The sequence below is a fragment of the Virgibacillus oceani genome (genome assembly GCF_041521345.1).
GTDB classification, from domain to species: Bacteria; Bacillota; Bacilli; order Bacillales; family Amphibacillaceae; genus Virgibacillus_N; species Virgibacillus_N oceani_A.
The window spans coordinates 1-25,104 of the sequence record NZ_JBGOHB010000036.1 but is presented as its reverse complement, the minus strand read 5'-3'; the positions used below and the strand labels follow the sequence as shown (position 1 = coordinate 25,104).

15 protein-coding genes are annotated in these 25,104 nt (G+C 41.6%); 12 read left to right on the top strand and 3 right to left on the bottom strand.

Annotated features, from left to right (window positions below):
* Positions 1–11: 11 nt before the first annotated feature.
* The 8 genes from ACDX78_RS19950 (at position 12) to ACDX78_RS19915 (ending at position 9,867) form a co-directional block, all read left to right on the top strand.
* On the top strand, positions 12–1,592 hold the full coding sequence (locus tag ACDX78_RS19950; protein WP_486030141.1) for an ABC transporter substrate-binding protein: 1,581 nt from the start codon (positions 12–14) through the stop codon (positions 1,590–1,592).
* Between the two features lie 27 nt (positions 1,593–1,619).
* Positions 1,620–2,573: an ABC transporter permease gene (locus ACDX78_RS19945; RefSeq protein WP_486030140.1), complete on the top strand. Its 954-nt coding sequence runs from the start codon at positions 1,620–1,622 to the stop codon at positions 2,571–2,573.
* 10 nt (positions 2,574–2,583) lie between these two features.
* Positions 2,584–3,501: an ABC transporter permease gene (locus ACDX78_RS19940; RefSeq protein ID WP_486030138.1), complete on the top strand. Its 918-nt coding sequence runs from the start codon at positions 2,584–2,586 to the stop codon at positions 3,499–3,501.
* Position 3,502: 1 nt separating this feature from the next.
* Positions 3,503–4,522 carry an ABC transporter ATP-binding protein gene (locus ACDX78_RS19935; RefSeq protein ID WP_486030136.1) on the top strand — a complete coding sequence of 340 codons (1,020 nt, stop codon included), beginning with the start codon at positions 3,503–3,505 and terminating at the stop codon, positions 4,520–4,522.
* Positions 4,503–5,495 (top strand): ABC transporter ATP-binding protein, encoded by a 993-nt coding sequence (locus tag ACDX78_RS19930; RefSeq protein ID WP_486030134.1) that lies wholly within the window; start codon positions 4,503–4,505, stop codon positions 5,493–5,495. Before ACDX78_RS19935 ends, ACDX78_RS19930 begins: the two co-directional genes overlap by 20 nt.
* Positions 5,483–6,652: a M20 family metallopeptidase gene (locus ACDX78_RS19925; RefSeq protein WP_486030132.1), complete on the top strand. Its 1,170-nt coding sequence runs from the start codon at positions 5,483–5,485 to the stop codon at positions 6,650–6,652. Before ACDX78_RS19930 ends, ACDX78_RS19925 begins: the two co-directional genes overlap by 13 nt.
* Positions 6,653–6,693: 41 nt before the next feature.
* A complete protein-coding gene (locus tag ACDX78_RS19920) occupies positions 6,694–7,656 on the top strand; it encodes an ATP-grasp domain-containing protein (protein ID WP_486030131.1) in 963 nt (320 codons plus the stop codon).
* Between the two features lie 801 nt (positions 7,657–8,457).
* The gene (locus ACDX78_RS19915; RefSeq protein WP_486030129.1) at positions 8,458–9,867 is read left to right on the top strand and encodes a PQQ-dependent sugar dehydrogenase; all 1,410 of its coding nucleotides are present in this window, start codon (positions 8,458–8,460) and stop codon (positions 9,865–9,867) included.
* Positions 9,868–9,874: 7 nt separating this feature from the next.
* Here the strand turns inward: ACDX78_RS19915 and ACDX78_RS19910 are convergent, their stop codons facing one another.
* On the bottom strand, positions 9,875–10,459 hold the full coding sequence (locus ACDX78_RS19910; RefSeq protein WP_486030127.1) for a YybS family protein: 585 nt from the start codon (positions 10,457–10,459) through the stop codon (positions 9,875–9,877).
* A gap of 81 nt (positions 10,460–10,540) precedes the next feature.
* Complete coding sequence (locus ACDX78_RS19905; RefSeq protein ID WP_486030125.1) at positions 10,541–11,161, bottom strand: DUF3298 and DUF4163 domain-containing protein; 621 nt, start codon at positions 11,159–11,161, stop codon at positions 10,541–10,543.
* A gap of 106 nt (positions 11,162–11,267) precedes the next feature.
* Between ACDX78_RS19905 and ACDX78_RS19900 the strand changes: the two genes are divergently transcribed.
* The 4 genes from ACDX78_RS19900 (at position 11,268) to ACDX78_RS19885 (ending at position 23,519) form a co-directional block, all read left to right on the top strand.
* Complete coding sequence (locus ACDX78_RS19900) at positions 11,268–11,573, top strand: hypothetical protein (RefSeq protein WP_486030124.1); 306 nt, start codon at positions 11,268–11,270, stop codon at positions 11,571–11,573.
* A 455-nt stretch (positions 11,574–12,028) separates the two neighbouring features.
* Positions 12,029–16,363 (top strand): S8 family serine peptidase, encoded by a 4,335-nt coding sequence (locus ACDX78_RS19895; RefSeq protein WP_486030122.1) that lies wholly within the window; start codon positions 12,029–12,031, stop codon positions 16,361–16,363.
* A gap of 1,014 nt (positions 16,364–17,377) precedes the next feature.
* Positions 17,378–22,909 carry a SpaA isopeptide-forming pilin-related protein gene (locus tag ACDX78_RS19890; protein ID WP_486030120.1) on the top strand — a complete coding sequence of 1,844 codons (5,532 nt, stop codon included), beginning with the start codon at positions 17,378–17,380 and terminating at the stop codon, positions 22,907–22,909.
* Positions 22,910–22,934: 25 nt separating this feature from the next.
* Positions 22,935–23,519: a class D sortase gene (locus ACDX78_RS19885; protein WP_486030118.1), complete on the top strand. Its 585-nt coding sequence runs from the start codon at positions 22,935–22,937 to the stop codon at positions 23,517–23,519.
* 836 nt (positions 23,520–24,355) lie between these two features.
* Here ACDX78_RS19885 and ACDX78_RS19880 read toward each other — a convergent pair.
* A partial coding sequence (locus ACDX78_RS19880) for a MucBP domain-containing protein (protein WP_486030116.1) occupies positions 24,356–25,104 on the bottom strand: 749 nt, incomplete at its 5' end.

Sequence of the window (25,104 nt, the reverse complement as noted above, 5' to 3'; positions counted from 1 at the left end):
GGGTTGGAAGTATGAAGAAAGTTTTATTAACAGCACTATTATTTCTGATATTAACTGTGCTGGCCGCTTGTGGCGGAAATGAAGATTCAAATTCCGATGGAGCAGAAACCGCTACGGACGAGGCCAATACAGATGCAACTTTAAATGTTGCATATCCTACAAATTTACAAACAATGGATCCGCATCTGACAACAAATCAGTCAACAAGAGATGTCTCCAGACAGATTTATGAGCAGCTTTTAACGCTGAATGAGCAGTATGAAGTGGTTCCATCATTAGCAGAATCCTATGAAGTTAGTGAGGATGGCTTAACGTATACATTCGATTTGCGTGAAGGTGTTCTGTTTCATAATGGAGAAGAAATGCAAGCTGAAGATGTTGTAGCTTCTATGGAGAAATGGATGGAAACATCGACACAAGGGATGGCAAACTTAGCTGGTGCTGAATTTATAGAAGTAGATACATATACAGTGGAGCTGCATATTGACGAAGCTTCATTAATTATTCCATATGTACTGGCTGATACTGCACCTTTTCCGGCCATCGTTCCAAAAGAAAGTGTTGAATCAGCCGGTGATACAGGTCTAGAAGAATATATTGGTACTGGTCCCTTTCAATTAGAAGAATGGACAGCAGATCAGCACATTCATTTAACAAGATTTGAAGACTATGAATCTACAGATGATGATGCAAGTGGATTGGCCGGAAAGAAAGAAGCACTGGTAAAAGATATTTATTTTAATATTGTCCCGGATGCATCTACAAGAGTAGCAGGTGTTACTACTGGGGAATATGATATAGCCGTTGATATTCCACTTGATAATGCCGATCAGGTAGAATCTGCAGATGATGTGAATGCTTTTTACAGTGATGGCGGTATTTCGGCGTTTGTTTATAATAATCAGTCTGGGCCATTTTCCGATATTAAATTGAGAGAAGCATTTAATACAGCCTTTAATGCGGAAGAAGCGATGACGGCTGCATACAGTAACGATAACTTTTTCGAGCTTGACCCAGGGTTGGCTTTACCGGACCAGGTGAATTGGCATAGCACAGCAGGAGAGGAACAGTATAATCAGGGCGATATAGAAGCTGCAACACAGCTCGTGGAGGAATCTGACTATAACGGGGAAGAAATTACGATTCTTTCCACGAGAGATTACCCAGATCACTATAGTTTATCGATTGTTGCACAGGAAGTGCTTGAAACGATTGGTGTAAATACCACACTTGATATTTATGACTGGCCAACCGTTCAAGAAATACGGACAGAGCCTGAAAACTTTGATATTTTTCCGATGACGTTTGCTGTACGTCCGACATTGCACCAGTTGCCTTTCCTTGATTCAAAAGCTGCCTACCCAGGCTGGTCGGATAGCGAGGAGATTGACCAGCTGCTAGAAGATATAACGAGACAAAGTTCATTTGAAGAGGCATATCCATATGTGGAAGAGTTACAGCAAGAAGTTTGGAATTACTTACCTGTTACAAAAATAGGTAATCAGCAAGAACTTGTTGCCGTCAGCAGCGATGTTGATGGGTACTCTGATTTAATTGGCCCGATCCTATGGAATGTGTCTAAAAGTGAATGATGCCTTTTAGAGTAAGGATGATAGAAGTTGCTTAAATATACCATTCAGCGTTTATTACAATTAATCCCTATCTTCTTCGTCGTGGCAGTTGTTGTGTTTTTCCTTGCTCATCTGACACCGGGAGATCCAGTGACGGTATTACTGGGGGATGAAGCTTCAGCGGAAGCAAAAGCTGAGTTACGACATGAACTTGGCTTTGACCTTCCTTTATATACACAGTTTACCCAATGGATCTCTGATGTTTTCAGGGGAGATTTAGGGGAATCATTTTTTCTTAATCAACCCGTGACAGAGGTCTTTTTTAATTATTTAGGACCGACCATCTCTCTGGCTATATATGCCCAATTCATTGCGATTGTTCTTTCCCTTTTATTCGGGGTCATTGCTGCGAGAAGAAGAGGGACTGTTGCCGATCAGGCAGTGACAGGTTTTTCCTTGCTTGGTATTTCTGTACCCAGCTTTTTAGTGGGACTATTTCTGATTTTACTTTTCGCCGTACAATTACAATGGTTCCCTGTTGCAGGGTATCAGCCATTAAGTGAAGGGTTACTTGAGCATATAAGGTATTTAACATTGCCTGCGATTGCACTTGGAATGATGCAGGCAGGTCTGATTACGAGAATGACCAGATCTTCCATGCTTGATGTGATGAAAACCAACTATATTAAAACGGCAAAGTCAAAAGGATTACGTGAAAATAAAATCACTTATAAACATGCTTTAAGAAATGCTTTTATTCCTATTTTAACTGTTATCGGTGAATCATTTGGTACGTTAATTACGGGTGCTGCTGTAGTAGAAACCGTATTTAATATTCCGGGAATCGGGCAGCTTATTGTAAATTCAATAGAAAGAAGAGATTTTACAGTGATTCAAGGGACTGTTTTATTAATCACAGTTACATATGTATTAATCAATTTAATCGTGGATTTACTTTATGGTGCGGTGGATCCCAGAATACGTCTAAATAAGAAGAAGTGAGGCCTGTTTTATGGAATCAGAAATAAAAATAAAACCACCTAAGGCAGCAAAAAAGAAATCAAACTTCAGAAAAGCTTTACAAAATCGCATGCTGTTTTCTGGTCTGGTCATTTTAGCCATCATGGCGATTATTTCCCTGTTTGCGCCTCTCATTGCACCGTATAATCCTTATGAAATTGACCCGATGAATCGTCTGCAGTCTCCCAGTTTGGCGCATATTTTTGGTACGGATGACGTGGGAAGGGATGTATTCAGCAGGGTGGTTTATGGTACGAGGATTTCTTTCTTTATTGGAATCGCCGTTGCTTTTGTTGCCGGAATGATAGGGTTAATCATCGGTCTCTTATCTGCCTATTTTCGTATATTAGACCATATTCTCATGCGAATCGTCGATGGTATTTATGCCTTTCCATCGATTTTATTGGCTCTGGCAATTGTTGCCGTACGTGGTCCAAATGTAAGTAATGTGCTTATGGCATTAATTATCGTTTATATCCCATCGATTTCCCGCGTCGTCCGTTCAGCTGCGCTTGTCGTAAAAGAACAGACTTTTGTGGAAGCTTTAATTGCACAGGGTGCAAATAAATGGCGGGTGTTAGTGATCCATACGATACCTAATATAATGTCCCCGCTTATTATTCAAGTTACTTTTGTTTTTGCCATTGCGATTATAACAGAAGCCGGGCTCAGTTTTCTTGGAGCAGGTATTCCAGCTCCAGACCCGAGTCTTGGAAACATTTTATTTGATGGGAAAAATGTCATCCATAATGCGTGGTGGATGACGGTGTTTCCGGGCATCACGATTATTTTGCTTGTACTTGGTCTGAATACGGTTGGTGACGGGTTAAGAGATACCTTAGATCCTAAAATAGTCCACGCTAAAAGAAAAAGCAAAAAAAGATCTCTGAAGCTTGGAGGAAAAAAATAGCATGACTAGCGAGAAGAATCTCATGGATATCAAACATTTAAATGTTTCCTTCTGGACGGAAGATGGTCCATTAACAGCAATAGATGATGCTACCTTCTCTATCCAAAAAGGGGAATCAGTTGGTGTGGTTGGTGAATCAGGCTGCGGGAAGAGTGTAACAGCAGAATCCATTCTTCAATTACACGATGACCAATTAACCGATTACGGCGGGGAAATCATCTTTAAAAATAAAAATATTTTAAGTGAATCCGAAAGTGCATTAAGAAAAATTCGGGGCAACGCGATCTCTATGATTTTCCAGGATCCGATGAGCTCTTTAAACCCGGTTTATACAATCGGTAATCAATTGATCGAGTCTCTCATGCTCCACCGAAAGGTTTCAAAAAAGAAAGCAAGAGAGCTTGCCATTGAATATTTACGCTTAACAGGAATTCCTTCTCCGGAAATGCGAATTGATGAATATCCGCATGAGCTCTCCGGAGGTATGCGTCAACGTGTCATGATTGCACTCGCCATTTGCTGTGAACCGGAACTCTTGATTGCTGACGAGCCGACAACAGCACTTGATGTGACCACTCAGGCTCAAATTCTTGATGTGCTTTCTGAACTGCAGGAGAAAACAGATATGGGGATTATGATGATTACCCATGATTTAGCTGTTGTTGCTGAAACCTGTGACCGTGTTGTTGTGATGTATCTCGGACAGGTGATTGAGGAAGCATCCGTGGAACATATTTTTGAAAACCCATTACATCCATATACAAAAAGCCTTTTGAGATCCATGCCCAGTCTAGAAAGTGCCCGGGATGAGATGTTGTTCGAAATTGAGGGGACGGTGCCTTCACTGGAAAATATCCCAGCAGGCTGCAGGTTTGCTAATCGCTGTCCCTTTGCAACGGAGCAATGTTTTCTTGAAGAACCTGTATTAGAAAATGCATCCGATTCCCATAAAATCCGCTGCTGGAATTATAAAGAAATAAAAGAAGGGGGAGAAATCACCTATGACAGAACCTCTTCTTAAAGTAAGAAATGTAAAGAAGTCATTCTCTGAAGATACGTCAAGCTGGTTTAAAAATAAAGAAGTAAAAGCGGTAAACGAGGTATCCTTTGACGTTTATGAAGGGGAAACATTTGGCATTGTAGGGGAATCGGGCTGTGGAAAAAGTACAACCGGGCGGACTTTGCTAAGATTAACCAAACCAACAGGTGGTGCAGTATTTTATAAGGGGGAGGATATATTTTCATTGAAGGAAAAGGACTTCCGCGGTCTGCGTGAGGATTTACAAATGATATTTCAGGATCCGCTTGCTTCCCTTGATCCAAAGAAACGAATTGGCTACAGCCTGGAAGAGCCTTTTATTATCCAGGGAAAAGGGTCTAAAAAAGAGCGGAAAGAAACTGTACTGCGGATGCTGAAACGCGTCGGATTCAGTGAGGAGCATTATCACCGTTTTCCGCACGAATTTTCAGGAGGACAAAGGCAGCGGATAGGGATTGCACGTGCACTCGTTTTAAATCCGAAATTTATCGTCTGTGATGAGCCTGTATCCGCACTTGATGTTTCTATTCAATCACAGATCTTAAACCTATTAAGAGAACTGCAGGATGAATTGAAGTTATCCTATTTATTTATTGGTCATGATTTAAGCGTGGTTCGTTATATTGCAGACCGTATTGGTGTTATGTATTTAGGTGAAATAGCAGAACAGGCACCAACAGATGAGTTATTTGAAAATCCGCTGCACCCTTATACGCAATCTTTATTATCAGCAATTCCGGTTCCTAATCCGAAAGTAAAAAGGGAACGCATTGAGTTAAAGGGGGAAGTCCCATCACCCCTTGATGCACCTGCAGGTTGTGTGTTCCATACACGCTGTCCTTTCGCAATGGATATATGCAAAAATGTAAAGCCGCCAATTTACAAAATCAATGAAAAGCATCAAGTACAGTGTCATCTGTATGAGGAAAATGAAGTATTTGAATGGCAGACATAACGTTAGAGGAAAGGGTGGAAGGCATGAAAGATTTTATAGAAAAAAATGAACAGCATATGCTCAAGCTGCTGGATCAATTAGTAAATATCGATAGCGGCACATATGTAAAACACGGCGTCGACCAGGTGGGCAAGGTGCTGCGTGAAGTTTATGAAGCAATTGGTTTTGAAGCTGTCACTTACAAACAGGAAAACCTCGGCAATAATATCGTAATCAAACATCCAGAAGCAAAGAATCCGCGTATCGTGATGATTGCACATATGGATACGGTTTTCCCTGAAGGTACAGTCAGCAAGCGTCCTTTTAAAATAGATGGGGATTATGCATATGGCCCCGGTGTAATTGATATGAAAGGAAGTCATGTGACGACCTTTTATGCGCTAAAAGCACTCATGGAAAGTGGAGATGAGGCGTATAAAGATATTGTATTAATTTTAAATAGTGATGAGGAAATTGGGTCCGTCGGCTCTCGTCCATTAATTGAAGATGTGGCGAAAGACAAAAAATACGCTTTGATTTTAGAGCCAGCACAAAATGGGAATCTCGTAAGCCGGAGAAAAGGCGGTGGAAAATACTTCTTAAAAGTAAACGGAAAAGCTGCGCATGCAGGGATGAATCCGGATATCGGAATCAGCGCAATTGAAGAGCTCGCTGGAAAAATACTCAAGCTTCATCAGCTCGCAAGACCAGAGGAAGGGTTGTATATGAATGTGGGAGTCATTAAAGGGGGCACTTCTATAAACACCATTGCCCCTTCCGCAGAAGCAGCAATTGACGTTAGGATTGATACAGAAAAACAAGGAATTGAAATCAATCAAGCGATTAAGGAAGTAACCAGTACTTCTGATGTAGCCGGAACGAAATTAGAATTAACAGGTAGTATTACGAGACCTGCCTGGGAATTAACAGAAGCATCGGAAGCACTTATTCAGAAGATAACGGAAGAAGGAGAAAAACTGGGACTTTCTTTAAAACATGAAAAAAGTGGCGGCGGCTCAGACGGAAACATTACTGGATATGTTGGTATACCAACTGTCGACGGTTTGGGGCCAATGGGAGGAGGAGCCCATGCTGAATCTGAATATCTTTATATTCCTTCCTTAACGGAGCGAACGCTGTTATTAGCAAATGTAATTAAAAAATTAGCGGAAGCGTAGACTGATTTTTTCATAGTCTATTAAATAAAGGAGCGATAACGATGTCGAAAATCTATATTTTACATGAGAATGATGAATGGACAGATCACTTAACGAAGCGTTTGGATGAATTGGAACTTCCTTATGAAGCCTGGCATTTGGATCAAGGCATTGTAGATTTAACAACAGAACCGCCGGAGGGAATATTTTATAACCGGATGAGTGCTTCCTCCCATACGAGAAATCATCGTTTTGCACCAGAATTAGCTGGAAGTGTCTTATCCTGGCTTGAACTGCACGGTCGGAAGGTATTTAATGGCTCAAGTGCATTGAATCTAGAAATCAGCAAAATAAAGCAATACACTGCCCTGGAGAAAAATGGGGTTAAAACACCGAAAACGATTGGAGCAATAAGCCAGGAAAATATTGTAGAAGCTGCAAAAAAATTAGGCGAAACACCATTTATTACAAAGCATAATCGGGCTGGAAAAGGCTTGGGAGTTAATTTATTCTATTCGATCGAAGGACTTGAAGAATATGTAAATGGTCCGGATTTTGAAGAACCGGTTGATGGAATTACGCTCATTCAGCAGTATATTCAGGCTCCGGAACCTTTTATCACCAGAGCTGAATTCGTTGGCGGGAAGTTTGTCTATGCGGTGAAGGTAGACACCTCTGAAGGTTTTGAATTATGTCCTGCAGATGCTTGCCGTATCGATGATCTATATTGCCCTGTCGGTGAAGAAGCTGAAGAAGCGCCAATGTTTGAGGTTCTAGACGAAAATGAAGTAAACCAAGAACAAATTAGCCGTTATGAATCATTTTTGAAAGATAGTGGTATCGATGTGGCTGGTATTGAGTTTATTCGAGATGTAAATGGTGTAGTATACACTTATGATGTAAATACAAATACGAATTATAATTCAGATGCTGAAGCTAAAGCTAATAAATATGGGATGCTGGAGCTTGCAAAGTTTCTTGGAAGCGAATTGGAAGCGGAGACAGCGAAAAAAGAATTGATATAAAAATACGGCGTAAAATCAGCGGCCGTTGATATTGGATGATTAAAAAGCAAAAGTATTAAGGTAAGCAGTTCAGTTTTGGAGTACAAAAGCTAAATTTGTACGATTAATTGAACTGCTTTTCTTATGGGAATTAAAAAATAGCAACGGGCTGGGACAAAGTATTCTTATCAATGAAAATCCGAACAATAATATTTAGCGTCTATACTCGCTCCGGCAATATACTAAGCTTTCCGTGGGGAGTGGTGAGCCTCCTCGGGATAATTTCGGAGGGTACATTTGCCTTAAAAAACGTTCTCTACCTAAACCGTTAAAACAGTTTTTATTTCTGATAATTCAGCTATAATATCAATGGTACAGTTATTGTAATTGGTCTTAATTCTCCCTAATAGAAGCAAAATAAGTAGCTGTCTTTTCTGTAATATTATTTACTGAACGCATAGTTTCGGCGAAATGGCTGTTTTCAATATTTGCCAAAACTTCTCCAACTGACCTTTGAGGTAATTTGGATTAATTCAGTATTAATTTTAATTTCTTCAGTCATTAAAGAGACAATGCTCCTATACATATTACAGGTTAAATTCATTGCCTAAAGCCTATTTCTTATATATTTTCTTTTACCTCACCAATTTTTTATTGTCTTCATCTACTCGTTATGAAAAGAAGCACCTTTCTTTTGCTGATAAAGTTGGATTTTATCGGAATGGGACTTTGTATCAGAACCTCCGCTGACAAATTCAGTACTGATAGAACAGATTCATTCATATTCTTATAAAAGAAAACAATAAGAAGGAGGTCTGTTCCGTGGATAAAGTTAAAGTCAGATTGCGGCCTTTGGTAAGCAATTTAAATTTGCCTACCGTGTTAAAAACAACGATACTTCCAGGTGACACAATGGAGAGATTATTTATTGCAACCCAGATTGGGGAGATCTTTTACATTGGAGATGGGGAGATAAGAACCTTTCTGGATATTCGCTCATCAGTAATTGAATTGGGTACTTCCAATGGCGGATATGATGAACGGGGGTTATTGGGGCTGGCATTTCATCCCCAATTTTATGATAACGGGCTGTTTTATCTTCATTATTCTGTAGCTGGAACACAGGGGCCGGGTGCTCCTCATGCGTCATTTGAGCCTAACCCGTGTGATCCCTATACACTAAATTTAAGATGGAAAAATAGAGAAACCGAATATGATCATATTGATACGGTGGAAGAATGGACTTTACTAACGAATGGCGAGCCCGGAAGGCGTCGGACATTACTGAATTTAAGAAGACCATTTGCCAATCATAATGGGGTCAACAGCTTAAACTTTTCCCCGGAAACTGGAAAACTCATTTTTACCAATGGTGATGGAGGCTCGGGTTATGACCCATTTAACCTAAGTCAGGATGATATGGAGATTGCCGGAAAAATCATAGAAATGGATGTAAGTAAAAATACATACTTTATTGATCCTCCCGTTGTCACACGATCTAACGAGCTTCCTCCGACTATTCAGGAAATCCTCACAGTTATCGCTAAAGGGGTTCGCAATATGCCAGGTGTTTCATTTCAAAGGTTTAATCATCAGTATATGAAATATGCGGGAAATGTTGGGCAGGAATTAGTAGAGTCGATTTATGCCTTCGTAAATTATGAGCGAGTTCCGGTTACAAAGCTTACCCAAGCTGCTTCGATGAATTGTAAAGGTAACCAAGAGGGATTGATCAACTTTGGATGGCGAGCATGGGAAGGTGATTTTCCTACGCCGATTTTAAGAGACTGTGCGAATAATGCTACAAAAAATGAGAAAACCATTGCTTTTTATAATGAAGCAGTAGCACTTTCAGATATTCGTCTTCGGCCATTAACGAGTTATTATCATGATGACGTGAGATCCGATAAGTTTGCAGGTAATGCACTTACCGGCGTTCAGGCTTATATGGGGAACGACATCCCGGGGTTAACTGGGAGTGTTGTGTTTACTGACTTTTTCAAGACAGGATCTCAACCTGAGAGAGGTGCTTTGGCATATACTTTCGTGAGAGCGGACGGGAGACAGAATGATTTTAGTGAAATCCAAGTCGATTATGATTTTGGAGCTCAGTCGACCTATTATGTTAGTTTGGGAACGAATCTGAATCAGACTAAATTATATTTAGGCGTTCATGGCTCCATGAATGTGACTGATTTTCATCAAGGTGCCGTTTATGAAATCATACCATGAATACACCTCATCGATCTTGGTTGTCTAAACCCCCTTGCATAATCCCTTTTATTCTATTAAAAATGTGTAAAGCAATTTCAAGCCACAACCAGCTATAAAGGAAAGTAAATAATAAAATACTTGCCGTTGCCAGCAATGAAAAGGAGTCAGCGGAGACGGGACCTAAAATGGGAAATCGTAAAATAAACAGGACACTCATAATTCCTAAGGTCAAAAGAACCGATCCGGCAGCAACAACACTTATTCTCTTTCTGAAAAAGTGAAATGAAGCTCCGATACCAAGTCCCAACAACCCTGTTGTAAAAGGAAATATAATAAGTTCCGTTGGCTCCAAAATAAATAACAGCATTATTGTCAGCAGATAAGCCATTCCGCCAAAGGAAAGAGATAACATGGCACCTAATAGAATAGGCGCAGTGGCAAATGGGCTTATAAAAAATCCTATTCCCGGTAAAAAACCACCAGCAGCTTGAAGAATGGAAGCAAAACAGGCAAACATAGCTACTAACATGAGCTTCATTGTGTATTTATAGCTGCTAAAAATGGGTTGAAAGAAACGAACATTATCAGAAATAGGTTTAAAAAAATACAACTCGCCACCTCCAATATAAGGATCATTATTATTATATTGATTTGAATTGGAGGTGGAACTTCATATGGATAGATCGAATCCTCAATTATTCGCTGCGAGCCTGCCAAGTGGACCTTCTTCATCAATGATATCCTGAATAGCATAAACGGAAATAGGGAACATTGGAAAACCAAAGGCATACGGGGCCAGTTCATATAGCTGAAAATAAATGACAAGTGTCCTATCTGCAATGTAGTAGTCCTGATTCGGCTCGATCTCCGTAAACTCACTAATTACTGGGATGTCGCGCTGATTTATTTGTTCCTGGATTAATTGAGAGAGCCTTTCCACATAATTGCTGTTTGGTTTAAATAAATCCGCTAGTGTACAAGCTTTTTGTTTTTGCAGATCGTATGTTAAAGAATTGATATAGGTCATGCCGTGGGCAGCATGGTAATGATAGGCGTAGTTGGAAAACGTAAAGCTAAGCACATCTCGCTGGTTGTTTTTAACCTCGTAATACCCAAGCATTTCTACAAGTCTTGACGGTGCATCGTCTGTTTGCAGGTCAATTAACTGCTGGGTTTTCAGGATAATGTCCTGGTTGATTGTATGCTGTAGGTTTTGATTATCTTTCAGGGAAACTTGGGGGTAATATACCGTTTTATTTGCGCCATCTCCAATCTGGAGTGTTTGTATTTCTACGGGTAGGGATATAGGCATTTTTCTCATCCTTTTTTAAGTTCATTTTATGTTGGGTTGGTGGGAGTTGTGAATAACGTTAGAGCCCTATTGAGCACTCAAGGGTTGGTGAAACATTTACATAAAAATGTATGCGATTGAAGGGACAGTATGTGATCATCATCTCCACAGCGCTGAAGTGGAAGGAATGGAAGTAGAATTAGATGAAAATGGACAATACTCCAGAGAAATAACACTGGAAACCGATGATCAGACAATCGAAATATTGGTCAAAGTATACACTGGTATTAAAAAAATCGATACTCTCTCTCACTATGTAAAGTGGGCCCCATGTGAAGGACACTTTGAAAAAACAATAACTTTTTTTACTTCTTCCTCTTATGCTTGTTTTATGGGAGGAGCGGTGACATTCAAAGCACACGCTCAAAACTGAGAGTGTCTCTTCTTTAAGTCGTTCTTCTAAACTGCGTTTCATTTTGTTTACTCCCCTGTATTATTAAGATTCGGTAAATAAATATTTTTACGACGTCGTCGGCAGGTTTGCTGAACTAGTGTTTTCCAATCATTCACTTCATACAGTGGCAGCAATAAAAGGAATGGGTAAAATAAGCCAATTACATAATATTTTTGTATATCATGCGCACCCTGCTTTTCTCCTATAGTTCAAAGGAATGTAGTAATTTGGTTCCATCAGAAAGAAGATTTTTATAGTACCATTCTATTATTTTATAAAAATAAAGATAATTTCGACATGATTCGATGGAATTCATCATTACTTCCTGTTAATGTACACGTTGATTAACGCTTACAAAATTTAATGCGGGAAAGGAAGTCAGAATTATGAGCAGGCATTAACGGCGAAATTTATCAGAAGGGAGAAAATTACAAGTGAAACATAGACATAAAAAAAGATTGGTAAAGAATTTATCCGTTTTTCTTGTTTTTTTAATGTGCCTGTCATTACTTGTTCCGGCAAGTACAATTGCCGGTGCTTCAACAACAGGTAAAAACGGGCAGCAGGAGTCTGACCCGGAAATGGATGCAGCATTGCTGGAAGCTTTTGAAGAGGAAGCGCACGTCTCGTTTATCGTAACGCTTAATGAACAGACCGATACGAAAGCAGTTGCACAGCAAGCAAACTTGCGTGCTCAAAAACAGTCGCTTTCATCAGAAGAAGCAGAGGCGCAAATACAACAGGCAGTTGTATCTGAACTACAGGATAAAGCCGAAACAACGCAAAAAGGCATTATATCCTATTTGGACAACCATAGCGATATCAAGAAATACAAAAGTTTTTTCATCGTGAATGCTTTGGAGGTGACCGGCACAAAAGAAGCAGCACAGGAAATTGCGAATCTGCCGGAAGTAAAGTCGGTTGTTTTGAATAGAGAACAAAAAATGCCTAAACTTGAGAAAAGTCCGCTTGACAACAATGATGCGGAATGGAATATTGACCGCGTTGGTGCCCCGGAGGCATGGGATAACGGAGTAACCGGCGAAGGAGTGGTTATTGCCAACATCGACAGCGGCGTGTTATGGGAGCATCCGGCATTAAAAAGACAGTACCGCGGTTTCAATCCGGACGATCCCGAAAACCCTACGCATGAGTTCAACTGGTATGATCCTGTATTGGGAATTGGATCACCGATGGACTCTGATGGACATGGCACGCATACGATGGGAACCATGGTTGGCCAGGAAGAGAACGGGGATAATCAGGTTGGTGTTGCACCAGGTGCTGAATGGATTGCAGTCCGTGCATTTTTTGGGGACACTGGGTATGATGATCACATTTTGCAAGCAGCGGAATGGGTGATTGCTCCAACAGATGACAATGGTGTTCCTCATCCTGAAATGGCTCCCGATATTGTGAATAATTCGTGGGGAGGCAGAACAGTTAACAATGACTGGTTTCGGCCGATGGTAAAAGCTTGGCGCGCAGCCGGAATAGTTCCCGTATTCTCTGTTGGAAATACTGGATTATTTGAGGATGCTGGTCCTGGTTCGGCTTCGGCACCTGGTAATTATAAAGAATCCATTGCAGTTGGCGCAACGGATGAAGAGGATATGCTGGCGGAATTCTCCTTGAGAGGACCGTCTGAGACGGGTGTTCTTAAGCCGGATTTGGTTGCTCCGGGTGTGGGAATTCGCTCAGCATATATAGGTGATTCCTATAGCGAAAACAATGGGACATCCATGGCTGCTCCGCATGTTGCAGCTACTGCATCGCTTATGCTGGAAGCAGATTCGGATTTGACCATTGAACAGATAGAAGATGTATTGAAACAAACAGCTGGTGAGAAGACTGATGAAGCGTATCCGGAATATCCAAATAACGGGTATGGATTCGGAATGCTTGATGCAGCAGCAGCGGTGGAAGCAGTACAAAATGGCATTGGCACGATAAATGGGCAGGTAACAGGTCCTGGAACAGATGAGGAAGCCCCTTCTTATGAACATGATGCACGGGAATATCTGTATAAAAATAAAGATGAGGAATTTTTGATCAAGGCAAGTGACAATGTAAGTGTAAATGATGTAACGTTAACACTTATGCTGGATAACGGCACGGAAAAAACATTTACAGCAGGGAACATAGAGGGAGACCATTTGGATGGAACATATGAATCCGTCGTTCCAGCAGAAGAAATAACAGGTGATTCCCTGGCGTATACTTGGACGATTACCGATTTTAATGGAAATGAAACACAAACTGATGTCTATAATGTCCAGATTGAAGAAGGTGTAAGTGAAGGGTATGCTGAGAATTTTGAAGGCTATCCCGATGGCTGGTATTCCTTTGGCAGAAACAACAGCTGGGAATGGGGTGCTCCGGCACATGGGCCGGACAGTGCAGCTTCGGGTGAAAAGGCGGTAGGGACCAATTTGAAAGGCCTTTATGATAGTAATGCAGACATGACCTTGATGATGCCACCTGTGTTTGTTGAGGAAGATACCGTTCTCCGGTTTAAGAATTGGTATACATTAACGCTGCTTGGTCAGGATACTGGAACGGTTTATGTTTCAACAGATGGTGATACATGGGATCCTCTGTATCAAGCCAGACAGGAAAATACGCGCTGGCATGAAGTTGGTTTGGATTTATCGGATTATGCAGGCGAAAAAGTGTATATCGCATTTAATCTGGAGACTGGAGACAATCAAAATGACGGCTGGTATATTGATGATGTACAGATCGTCAGTGATAGCATGAAAACAGATGTTACCAATACGGTGTACGATAAACATGCGGAATTGAATATGGATGAAAGTTCAGTTGATTCTCTACTACAACTCGATTCTATGTCGGATGCCGGCAGGAATGCAGAAAATGAAACATTTAATGAAGGTGCTGTGCCCGTAGAGTCAACGATTACGGTAGAGGAGACCGGCTGGGAAACAGAAACGGATTTAAGGGATGGGGGCTTTGCCATCCATCACGAGCCGGGTGAGTATACGCTGGACATTGATGCATATGGTTTTGAACCAGAGACAGTGAATGTTTCTCTTTCAGGAAAAGAAATCATTTCGCCAGAAGTTCATCTGACTCCATTGCCAAGACAAACGATTTCCGGAACCATTGAAAGTACTGCAGGCAATGAGTTGGAAGGTGCAACAATCTTCTTGCTGGAAGACGAAAATAGTGAGCGAACCACATCAAATGAAGATGGAACATATCAGCTTGAAGCGATAGAAGGAACATATACGTTAAAAGTATATGTTGATGGTTATTACGGTAAAACGCAGGAGATTACAGTAGAAGAAGGGCAAGATATGCCGCTGGACATCACCCTGGACCCTTATTATGAAACAGGAGATTCGGAAATCAGTTATGATAGTGGGTCCTATGGCCGGAACTTGGCATTTTCCAAAGCAGGAAATGGATTTGCTGTCAGGATGTCTCTAGAGGATGGAGAATCTTCTGCCATGCTGACCGGAGCGAAGTTGCAGTTTTGGGCAGACCATATTCCGAATCCTGGCGGCAACGAAATTATGCTGGCTGTTTATGATGCTGATGGCGAAGACGGGGCACCGGGGAATAGACTGGCAGGTCCAATAGAGGCTACAGCAGTGCGTGATTTAAACAACTGGACGGAGGTAGATTTGTCCCACTTGGGTATTGTTGTGGAGGATGATTTTTATATTGTCTATCTGCAGGCAAATGATTATCCGTATATTCCCGGTTTTGTAACGGATGGTGAGTCCAATAATTATGCCGACCGGAGCTGGCAATATGTAGGCGGTCAATGGTTAAAAGATGATGGAGGCACGGGCAACTATATGATCCGGGCAAATGTGGATTACGGTGAAGAGGGACCTGCATATGCAGATCCTGAAATTACTGTTCCCGAGGCTGGATTGGTGACGAACGAGGAAGAGATTGTTGTGGAAGGAACAGGAACGCCGAATACAACCGTTCATATTGAGAGCAATGGCAATACAGTGGGCACAGGCAACGCAGATGAAAGTGGAGAGTTTTCTATCGATGCTGCATTGGAAGAAGGAGAAAACGCACTGCAAGCCATTACCCTGGTTGATGACGATCCTGTGGCAGCATCCGATTTGGTATCCGTTGTATTGGATACCGTGGCGCCTGAGCTCAGTATTGATAGTCCCGAGGATGGCGAAAAGATTGCTGAGAAATCTGTAGTGGTAGAAGGTACAGCGTATGATCAGCATCTTGACAGGATTGAGGTTGAAGGAACAGAGGCTGATATAGACGAAGGTGGAAAATATACCGCGGAAGTACCACTGGAAACCGGCGAGCAAACAATTGAAGTGACTGCATATGATACGGCAGAGAATACGACAGGGGAAAGTGTGACAGTTTTTGTTGAAACAGAGGATGAGGGAGAGCTGGTGATTGATAATGTTACCCCGGCAGAAGAACAGTATCTTGAAACCGGCGAAAGCGTGCAAATAACATTTGACAGTGAACCGGGTCTGCGGTCATCATTCCGAATTTACCTGCCGCTGACTGGCGGTATTGCGCAATCCTTCAGTCCTATTGAATTACCTATGATGGAAACGACTGATGGTCATTATGTCGGTTACTGGACTGCACCAGCAGGCATGATGGTATCCGGTGCACAAATTGAAGTGAGGGCCGTTGACTCAGACGGAAATGAAGCAATGGAGCAGGCTAATGGTAAATTATTTATTAATGTAGAGGAAGAAAACCAGGATGAACTGTCTTCCATGTTTTTTAACTGGCCAAAATAAACAAATGTATTGATAACAGATACAGACAACCTCTTGCTCCATCATGGACGAGAGGTTGTTTATTGTTTTTCATTGTCGTCGATATGGTGAAAAACACGATTTCGGGTGATAATGTGTAAATGGTATCATTGCTCGTCATATGAGGGAGGTTTGATTTGCTTGAAATCATTGAATTGGTTTAAGTAAGAAGCTATGTAAACGAACTTAAACATTTTTAATACACCTGCACACAATATGACTTCAGTTGTAAAGTTTTAAATTCATCATTCGTTATCATCGGACTTCATTAGTTATAAAGGGGTTCGGTGGAAGAGGGCAGGTGTTTTTTAATCCTTATTAAATGACATTTGTATTTTGTTATAACGAAATGTCAGATATGAGGTTGCCGCATATTCAATCCCTTCAAGGGTATCAGTATTTTACAGAAATCAATTACAGAAAAAAAGGCCAATCACTGGGTTTTCATCAATCCTGGGATACTAGCCTAAAGGTTTGATTTTTTTAACATGTTATAAAAAATCATATAATTTTATCCCCTACCACGGTTTCTTCGCTGTGGTATTTTTAATGTATAAAGAAAAACATCTTATAGCGTAAGAGGAGGAACAACAACAGGAGATGCAGGGGTATAGTAAACTGCATTGGAGCAAGACGAGGAATGAATTATGTGTTCATAAATTGGCTGATGCTGGATCAGTTATCCAGTAGTATAATAGATTGAAACGATGAATAATAAAATATTTTTAATCTAGTCGAACTTATTTAGATTAGAAGAAGGATCAAAAATACTTTGCGTTACCTGGAGTTTTGAATGAAATAATATGCAGAAATATTGGTTGTTTTGCATTATTTTACCTTTTCTATAGATTTAAAGTTAAATTGATGATAAATTTGTAATTAAGTAAAAATATATTTGTCGAATACAGTTACATAAATGTAATATCGACAACATTTTGTAAAGAAAGGAGTTATTGAGGCTACTGAAAATAAGAAAGAGAAAGGGGAAGATATAAAATGATGCGAAAAGTTTTTTATGTGTTTATGATTTTATTAATTATTAGTCCGCAGTTCAGCCATGCAGCAATGGCTATGGAAGTGATGGGTCCCGAAGATCACTTTGAAATTAATGCGGAACCAAGCAATGCTGAAGATGAAGTGCGTCTTCAAGTCGTTTCGCTTCATGAATCCATGGAGAGCGTTGCATTATACTTACCCGAAGACGTAGATTGGAATGAAGAACAAACCATATCCGAACTGGATGAAAAAAAGAACATAGAATATGCGGCTGGGGAACACAAGGTCGTTATTGAAGGTAACGACGGTGTATTACAGTCTGAGACCATTTTGTACTTGACAAATATAGGCGCCGGGGAATATGTTCTGCATCTCCAAGGCAATTTAGATGGAGAGAATACCGAGATTCAGGAATACACCATTCATATTTCTGAAGAAGCCGTTGAAGAATCAGAATCGCCTACTGATTTAAATGAAGAAGATACAGAGAAAGATGAAATTACTGATAGTAAACAAAATACAGAGAAAAAAGAGAATACGGAGAGTGAAGAAAGCATAGATCAAGAAGAAAGTATAGATCAAGAAGAAAGTATAGAGGATGAACAAAATGTTGAATCCGACGAAAAAAATGTAGATGGAGGAAACTCCAATGAATCCTATGAAAGCAATGGACTTATTCAGCCATTAGTCGGCGATTTGAACATCGATATTGATATTTCTCCGCATCACGAGATGGTAACATCTGGGCAGGCAGCAATCTATAACTTGGAAGTGAAAGTCACTGGGTCACAAACTACATATACTGATGCGGAAATTCTGATTGACTTGCCGATTACTGACTTTAGCATTTTTGAGCAAGACTTGGATGATTTAGCTATAGCCGGCGAGGTGCCAATTTATGACGTAGACAACCACCAGTTGTCCTATACGTTTAACGAGCTTGCGTCTGGCCAAACGTATAGGACAACATTTTCGGTTCAGACACTGAATGGTATCTCCCCTGACGGTGCGGCATTGACGGCTGAGGCAATGTTTACAGCAAATGAACAAGCGCCACTAACCGATGAGGCTGCAGTGGTAATTGAAGCATCCAGTTCGGCAAACGTGACGAAAAGCTACATGGAAAATAACGCTGAAGATCGTGGACCTACATATGAAGGCGATCGGACGTTATGGGAAATTATGGTTGAGGTGCCAAAAAACAATCTTGGACAGATGTATCTGCAGGAGGATTCAAATATCACAGTTACAGATATACTCCCTTCTGGCCTGACCTACCATTCTATGGAGAATGGGGAGGAACCGACTGCGTCTGAAGATGAGCTGGTTTGGACTTTCGATGCACCGACTTTAGAAGAACAGGAAGAGGCGGAGGACCAACTGTTCACAACCACGCTGCAAGTATGGTTAACTACAGCAGACGGTACGGTGGACACCACACAGGAAAATACGGCCACTTTAGATACCACTTATATTAACGGTGACACTCGTCAAGTAACTGGAAGCGATGTGGTCAGTATTTATGATCCTGGTGAATTAGATGGTCCTATCGTAGGTACATGGTATGTACCTAATTACTTTGGGCCATCTGATGGACAAGGTAATAGAGGAAATGCTAGTAATAGAAATCCACAACCAAGTGTATATGATGACGCATGGTTGACTTTTGCCCACGGTATTGCACCGCTACCGGAGGGTCAACATGGCGATTTTGAACAATATACGACCGCTCTGACAATCGACCCAAATTTAATATTTATGGAATTGGAGACACCAGGAGGTTTTATATATCGACCGAATGCCAATTATCCGAGTGGTGTTCCTTTACCAGAAGATCCTGTTTTCAATATTCAGGCTACGGTTAATGGAGAAGAGGTTGTGTTAATCGAAAATGCCGCAACTGACAGGACCTACACCAGGGTAGACCTTGGATTGGAAGCAGACGATGAGGTAAGTGATATTGGCTTTGATTTTAGTTATGCACCGGCAGGTATGCTTAATGTTGGTATTCCATCGTTTAGCTTTGAAGTAACTCCTGGCTATACTGGTACCGTTGAAAATGTTTTTGACGTGTATGGTGTAAACGGTACAGGTGAAACGTTTGCTAACCAGTACAATAACGACCCGCTGGCAGGTCCGCGTCACGCTGAGATTGTGGAACGTCCAGATGATCAGCCGCCGGTTGCCACTGTAGACGTTGAATTGCAGGATCACAGGGACGGTATTTTGGTGAGTGGTGATAACCGTATGAATGTGACTTTAAACAATACCGAAAGTTCACCGCTCGCGATGCAAGGGCCGTTGGAAACAGTAGTGCTGTTACCACCAGGTGTGACTCTTCAGGGTGATCCGAATCCTGTATTTACCGATGGGAACGGTCGGTCAACCGACGAGGCAGACTCCGCTATTGGCGGTGAATATGAAGTGCTTAGTGACAATTATAATGGCAGCGGTCGTCAGTTGGTAAAAATCTTATGGGACGATCGTGTACTGAGAGTCGGAAACAGTGTTGCTGCGGAACTGGATGTCACGATCGCTGATACTGTGCCAAGCCCACTTCTATTTGATGTGTACGGATTTTCCGGTGATGAGGAGCTGGAAGTACCAAGTACGGGCGGCGATGCAATTACCGATACGATTTTACAGACTGATGAAGAGGATTTAAATCAAAACGGAGTAACCGATGAACCACGTTTGAAATCTGGTAATCGCTACACGACCAGGGGTAATTATGATATTCAAACCGAAAAGCTCGTTCGCGGGGAATTGGATGACTCATTTTCCCGGTTTGGTGAAACGATCCCGGGTGGAGCTATTGATTACCAATTAAAAATGACGAATACAACCGGTAAAGACATTTCTACGATGACCTTTGTGGATGTGCTGCCATCGGTTGGGGACTTAGGTATTACTGATAATGTTGAGCGCGGCAGTCAGTTCACCCCGCTGTTAACCGGGGCAATTGAAGTACCTGAAGAGTGGGAAGATCAGGTGGAGGTTACCTACAGTACTGCCATGAATCCAATGCGAGATGATTTGACCAGGCATACCGAATATCCAGAAACGACCGAGCCGCTCACTAATCCAGAAGGTGCTGAGGAACCGAACTGGTTGACGGTGGAGGAAGTGGAGAATTGGGAAGATATTCACGCCTTTAAAATAGTATTGACGGAAGAGGCAGAATGGATTCAAGGTGAAGAGATCACCATTTCATTTTCCCTAGTGGCCCCTGACGCAGAAAATGTATCGGAGGAGTTACTGGATGAAAATATAAATCCTGCAAGCCGGGCTGCATGGAACTCGTTTGCGGTGGCTACGGATCAAGGTCAGCCGGTTGAACCGTTACGGGTTGGTGTTTACATGAGCCTGGACAATGAGGTAGAACTTATTAAAGTTGGTGAAGAAGGAGAACCACTGGAAGGTGCTGTGTTTTCCCTTGAGGATGATGAAGGCAACGAACTCTTTAGCGGTTTAACGACGGATGAAGATGGCCGATTGGTCATTGAAAATCTGTTTCCGGGTCAATATCAATTTGTGGAAACAAGTGCGCCATTTGGCCACGAACTGGATGAGACACCTGTTCCATTTGAGATTGAATTTGCTCAACAAGAGCGTGTTGAATTAACGAAAGAAAATGAGCGCACCCCAGGCGGTGTGGAGCTCTTGAAAGTTGGTGAAGAAGACGAACCTTTGAAAGGCGCGGAATTTGTGCTTCAAGATGCAGAGGGGAATGAACTTCAATCCGGCTTAACAACAGATGAAGACGGCTTGCTGGTGGTAGATGGATTGGCACCTGGAAACTATCAATTTGTAGAAACGAGTGCACCGTTTGGGCACGAACTTGACGAGACGCCATTGCCATTTGAGATTGAACTAGGCCAGCAGGATCGTGTGGAAGTAACGAAAGAAAATGAGCGCACCCCAGGCGGTGTGGAGCTTTTGAAAGTTGGTGAAGAAGACGAACCTTTGGAAGGCGCGGAATTTGTGCTTCAAGATGCAGAGGGGAATGAACTTCAATCCGGCTTAACAACAGATGAAGACGGCTTGTTGATGGTAGATGGATTGGCACCTGGAAACTATCAATTTGTAGAAACGAGTGCGCCGTTTGGCTATGAACTGGACCCGACCCCACTTTTGTTTGAGATTGAACTAGGCCAGCAGGATCGTGTGGAAGTAACGAAGGCAAATACGTTAATCCCAGGTACTTTAGAGCTAACAAAACAAGGTGAAGATGGCAACCTATTGGAGGGTGTTGAGTTTGAACTTCAAGATCCGGATGGGGAAGCACTTGAAGCAGGCTTGACAACAGATGAAGACGGGCTGCTCACTATCTCAGATTTACCTCCGGGAATTTATCAGCTGGTGGAGACAGAGACCATCCCGGGATATGAGCTGGATCCGACACCTATCCCGTTTGAAATTGGGATGGGACAAACAACCAGCACAGAATTGACCTTTACAAACAACTTAACGCCGGGTTCTGTGGAATTGCTGAAGGTAGGTGAAGAAGGAGAACCACTGGAAGGTGCTGTGTTTTCCCTTGAGGATGATGAAGGCAACGAACTTCAGTCCGGATTAACGACCGGTGAAGACGGTATTCTCATTTTAGAAGACTTATTGCCAGGCAGCTATCAGTTTGTGGAAACAAGTGCACCATTTGGCCACGACCTGGATGAGACACCTGTTCCGTTTGAAATTGAATTTGACCAGCAGGAACGTGTGAAAGTAACGAAAGAAAATGAGCGCACTCCTGGCGGTGTGGAGCTCTTGAAAGTTGGTGAAGAAGACGAACCTTTGGAAGGCGCGGAATTTGTGCTTCAAGATGCAGAGGGGAATGAACTTCAATCCGGCTTAACAACAGATGAAGACGGCTTGCTGGTGGTAGATGGATTGGCACCTGGAAACTATCAATTTGTAGAAACGAGTGCACCGTTTGGGCACGAACTTGACGAGACGCCATTGCCATTTGAGATTGAACTAGGCCAGCAGGAGCGTATTGAACTAACGAAAGAAAATAAGCGCACCCCGGGTGCTGTTGAGCTCATTAAAGTGGATGAAAGCGATGAATCGCTACGGTTGGAAGGTGCGTTCTTTGATCTGCTTGATGACGAAGGAAATGTAGTGGCAACCGAATTGGTTACCGATGAAAATGGAAGGATCCTTGTTGAAGGACTCAGTCCTGGAACTTACCAGTTTGTTGAAATCCAGGCACCATCCGGTTATATTTTGGATGAAACTCCTCTTGAATTTGTCATTGAAGTAGGACAGACAGGGTTAATGAGTTTGACAGCATATAACCAAGAGGAAGAGATGGAGAAACCAACATTCACACCTGAAGATCCCGAAGAACCAAGTTTACCGGAGGAACTGAGTAAACCTGGAACACCAAGTGAACCTTCAGATCCTCATACAGGATCACAAGATCGACTGCCGCAAACCGGTGAAGAAATGTACCTGTATCTTATGATGCTTGGTATACTTTTCATGGGGGCAGGTGCAACGGTTATTCTTTGGAGAAGAAGAGCGGAGTAAACAATGAATCGGGAGGATGAGTCCAATGGGTATACGAAAATGGATAGGAACGTCCCTGCTTCTCATTGGGCTTATTCTCGTCCTGATTCCTTTGTATTATGAATGGGAACAGAACAAAGAAGTTGCTGCACTGGAGCAAGCTTTAAAGTTAATTGAAGATGAGCAAATGGCAGACCTAGCTTCTGATGAGGATTTGCCATTATCAAAACAAGAGTTAAAAGATGTATTTCACTTGGAGATTCCTTCCATTAATTTAAAGCAACCTGTTCTGGGAGAAACAACTGAGGAAAATTTAGAACTGGGTCTTACACAGATAAAGGGTGGACAAGAACCAGGGGAAGGAAACTTTACAATTGCAGGTCACAGAGGCTATAGGGGAGACCGGCATTTTCGGAAGCTCCCGGATGTCCCAGAGGGTGCTGAGGTCATACTTCATGCAGAAGGCGAGCAGTATATTTACGAAGTAACTTCTATTGAAATTATTGAAGCAACGAATGTAGAAATACTTGAGGATCACACATCATTAACAGAAATAACATTAATAACATGTACTAGAGACGGTCAGCAGCGGATTGCTGTCAAAGGTAAATTAAAAGATAAGAACCTCTAAGATGTAACGACTGAATATTAAATCTAAGGAGACTCATTGGGTGAACAGCCAAAGCTAGTTAATTGTTACTGTGGATTCACTGAAGGTTTATGACACCCTACCTCAGGAGTTACAGGATTAGTACTGGCTAAGCCTGGGCAGCTTTCAAACTTTTGGCAGGTGGTTACCACATTGGAATTCAACTTATCATGATTCTAAGTTTTAAAAATCCACCCTTTTTCTTAACAGGGTAGAACTGGCATCTATTTAAGGACTTTCTTCCAAAAATGGTGTTTAAGACTATTTATACTAGTTGTTCTATGGAAATAGAGTTCTTAACCCAGGAAATATTAATTAGTAGCATGATGGAGACTTATTAAGAATTGCTATGCTGACTTCCTGTTCAGAACGTTTTCCTTGTCTTTAATCATGTTCCTAAAATCAAAAGTAATCCAACCTAAACTCCTATCCATCCTCCTTTTCTTTCGATTGTACTTATGAAAGAACAAAAAGGAGGGTTTTTTGTATGGAAAAAAATCAAAGACCGTGAAGAAGCAGATAGGGTATGTGGTCGCAACATTCGCCACCAGATGCCCCAGCCATTATTTTTTTGTATTGGGGGCTAAGAAACTCTTTGAAGTTGTTTACTTGTTTTTTCCATTTTCTTTGCTCCCCCTTATTTCTGAATAGATGCTGTTAACAACCAGCACTCTTGGTAGACGATCTAATATATACTTTAAAAATGTTATTATCTTCTCGGTCATTAATGTAATGAAAGTAAGAGAGTATCAGACCTAATATTGACTGATACTCTCTTATTAATGTGAAAAGGAAGAAATGTTTTTAATTAAACGCTATTATGAGATTTTTCGTCTTCGTTGAACAAGACTTACAGTAGTTCCAAAAGCAATTAGTAGTAGACCAACTACTAGTAAGTTATATAAGTTAGTTGAAGTATCTGGAAGTGTTTGTCCCGCATCTGTTCCACTATTTCCTGTACCTGGATTAACTATTTCTGAACCAGTATCCATTTTTTCATACACATACGTTACGGTTTGACCTTCTTCGCCGAACTCACCTGTTTCATTACCTGGTACTTCTACTAATTTGTAGCCATCAATTTCTTTCGGTTGAGCTTCATATGGATCTCCAATGTTTCCAGTAAGCTGCTCTGGGTCTTCAATAGGATTTCCATTTTCATCTACATATTCTACATCTACTGGTGCCCCTGGTGTCGGCTCCACAACTGGTGTATATACATAAGTTACGGTTTGTGGGTCTTCACCAAATTCACCAGTTTCATTGCTTGGTACTTCTACTAGCTCATATCCGTCAATATCTTTCGGTTGAGCTTCATATGGATCTCCAATGTTTCCAGTAAGCTGTTCTGGGTCTGCAATAGGATTTCCATTTTCATCTACATATTCTACATCTACAGGTGCCCCCGGTGTAGGCTCCACAACTGGTGTATATACATACGTTACGGTTTGTGGTTCTTCACCAAATTCACCAGTTTCATTGCTTGGTACTTCTACTAGCTCATATCCGTCAATATCTTTCGGTTGAGCTTCATAAGGATCCCCAATGTTTCCAGTAAGCTGTTCTG

Bases quoted from the DNA above. Each gene is read 5' to 3' on its own strand.
- ACDX78_RS19950 (WP_486030141.1), top strand. From the start codon at position 12: ATGAAGAAAGTTTTATTAACAGCACTATTATTTCTGATATTAACTGTG.
- ACDX78_RS19940 (WP_486030138.1), top strand. From the start codon at position 2,584: ATGGAATCAGAAATAAAAATAAAACCACCTAAGGCAGCAAAAAAGAAA.
- ACDX78_RS19935 (WP_486030136.1), top strand. From the start codon at position 3,503: ATGACTAGCGAGAAGAATCTCATGGATATCAAACATTTAAATGTTTCC.
- ACDX78_RS19930 (WP_486030134.1), top strand. From the start codon at position 4,503: ATGACAGAACCTCTTCTTAAAGTAAGAAATGTAAAGAAGTCATTCTCT.
- ACDX78_RS19925 (WP_486030132.1), top strand. From the start codon at position 5,483: ATGGCAGACATAACGTTAGAGGAAAGGGTGGAAGGCATGAAAGATTTT.
- ACDX78_RS19920 (WP_486030131.1), top strand. From the start codon at position 6,694: ATGTCGAAAATCTATATTTTACATGAGAATGATGAATGGACAGATCAC.
- ACDX78_RS19905 (WP_486030125.1), bottom strand. From the start codon at position 11,161: ATGCCTATATCCCTACCCGTAGAAATACAAACACTCCAGATTGGAGAT.
- ACDX78_RS19900 (WP_486030124.1), top strand. From the start codon at position 11,268: ATGTATGCGATTGAAGGGACAGTATGTGATCATCATCTCCACAGCGCT.
- ACDX78_RS19890 (WP_486030120.1), top strand. From the start codon at position 17,378: ATGATGCGAAAAGTTTTTTATGTGTTTATGATTTTATTAATTATTAGT.
- ACDX78_RS19885 (WP_486030118.1), top strand. From the start codon at position 22,935: ATGGGTATACGAAAATGGATAGGAACGTCCCTGCTTCTCATTGGGCTT.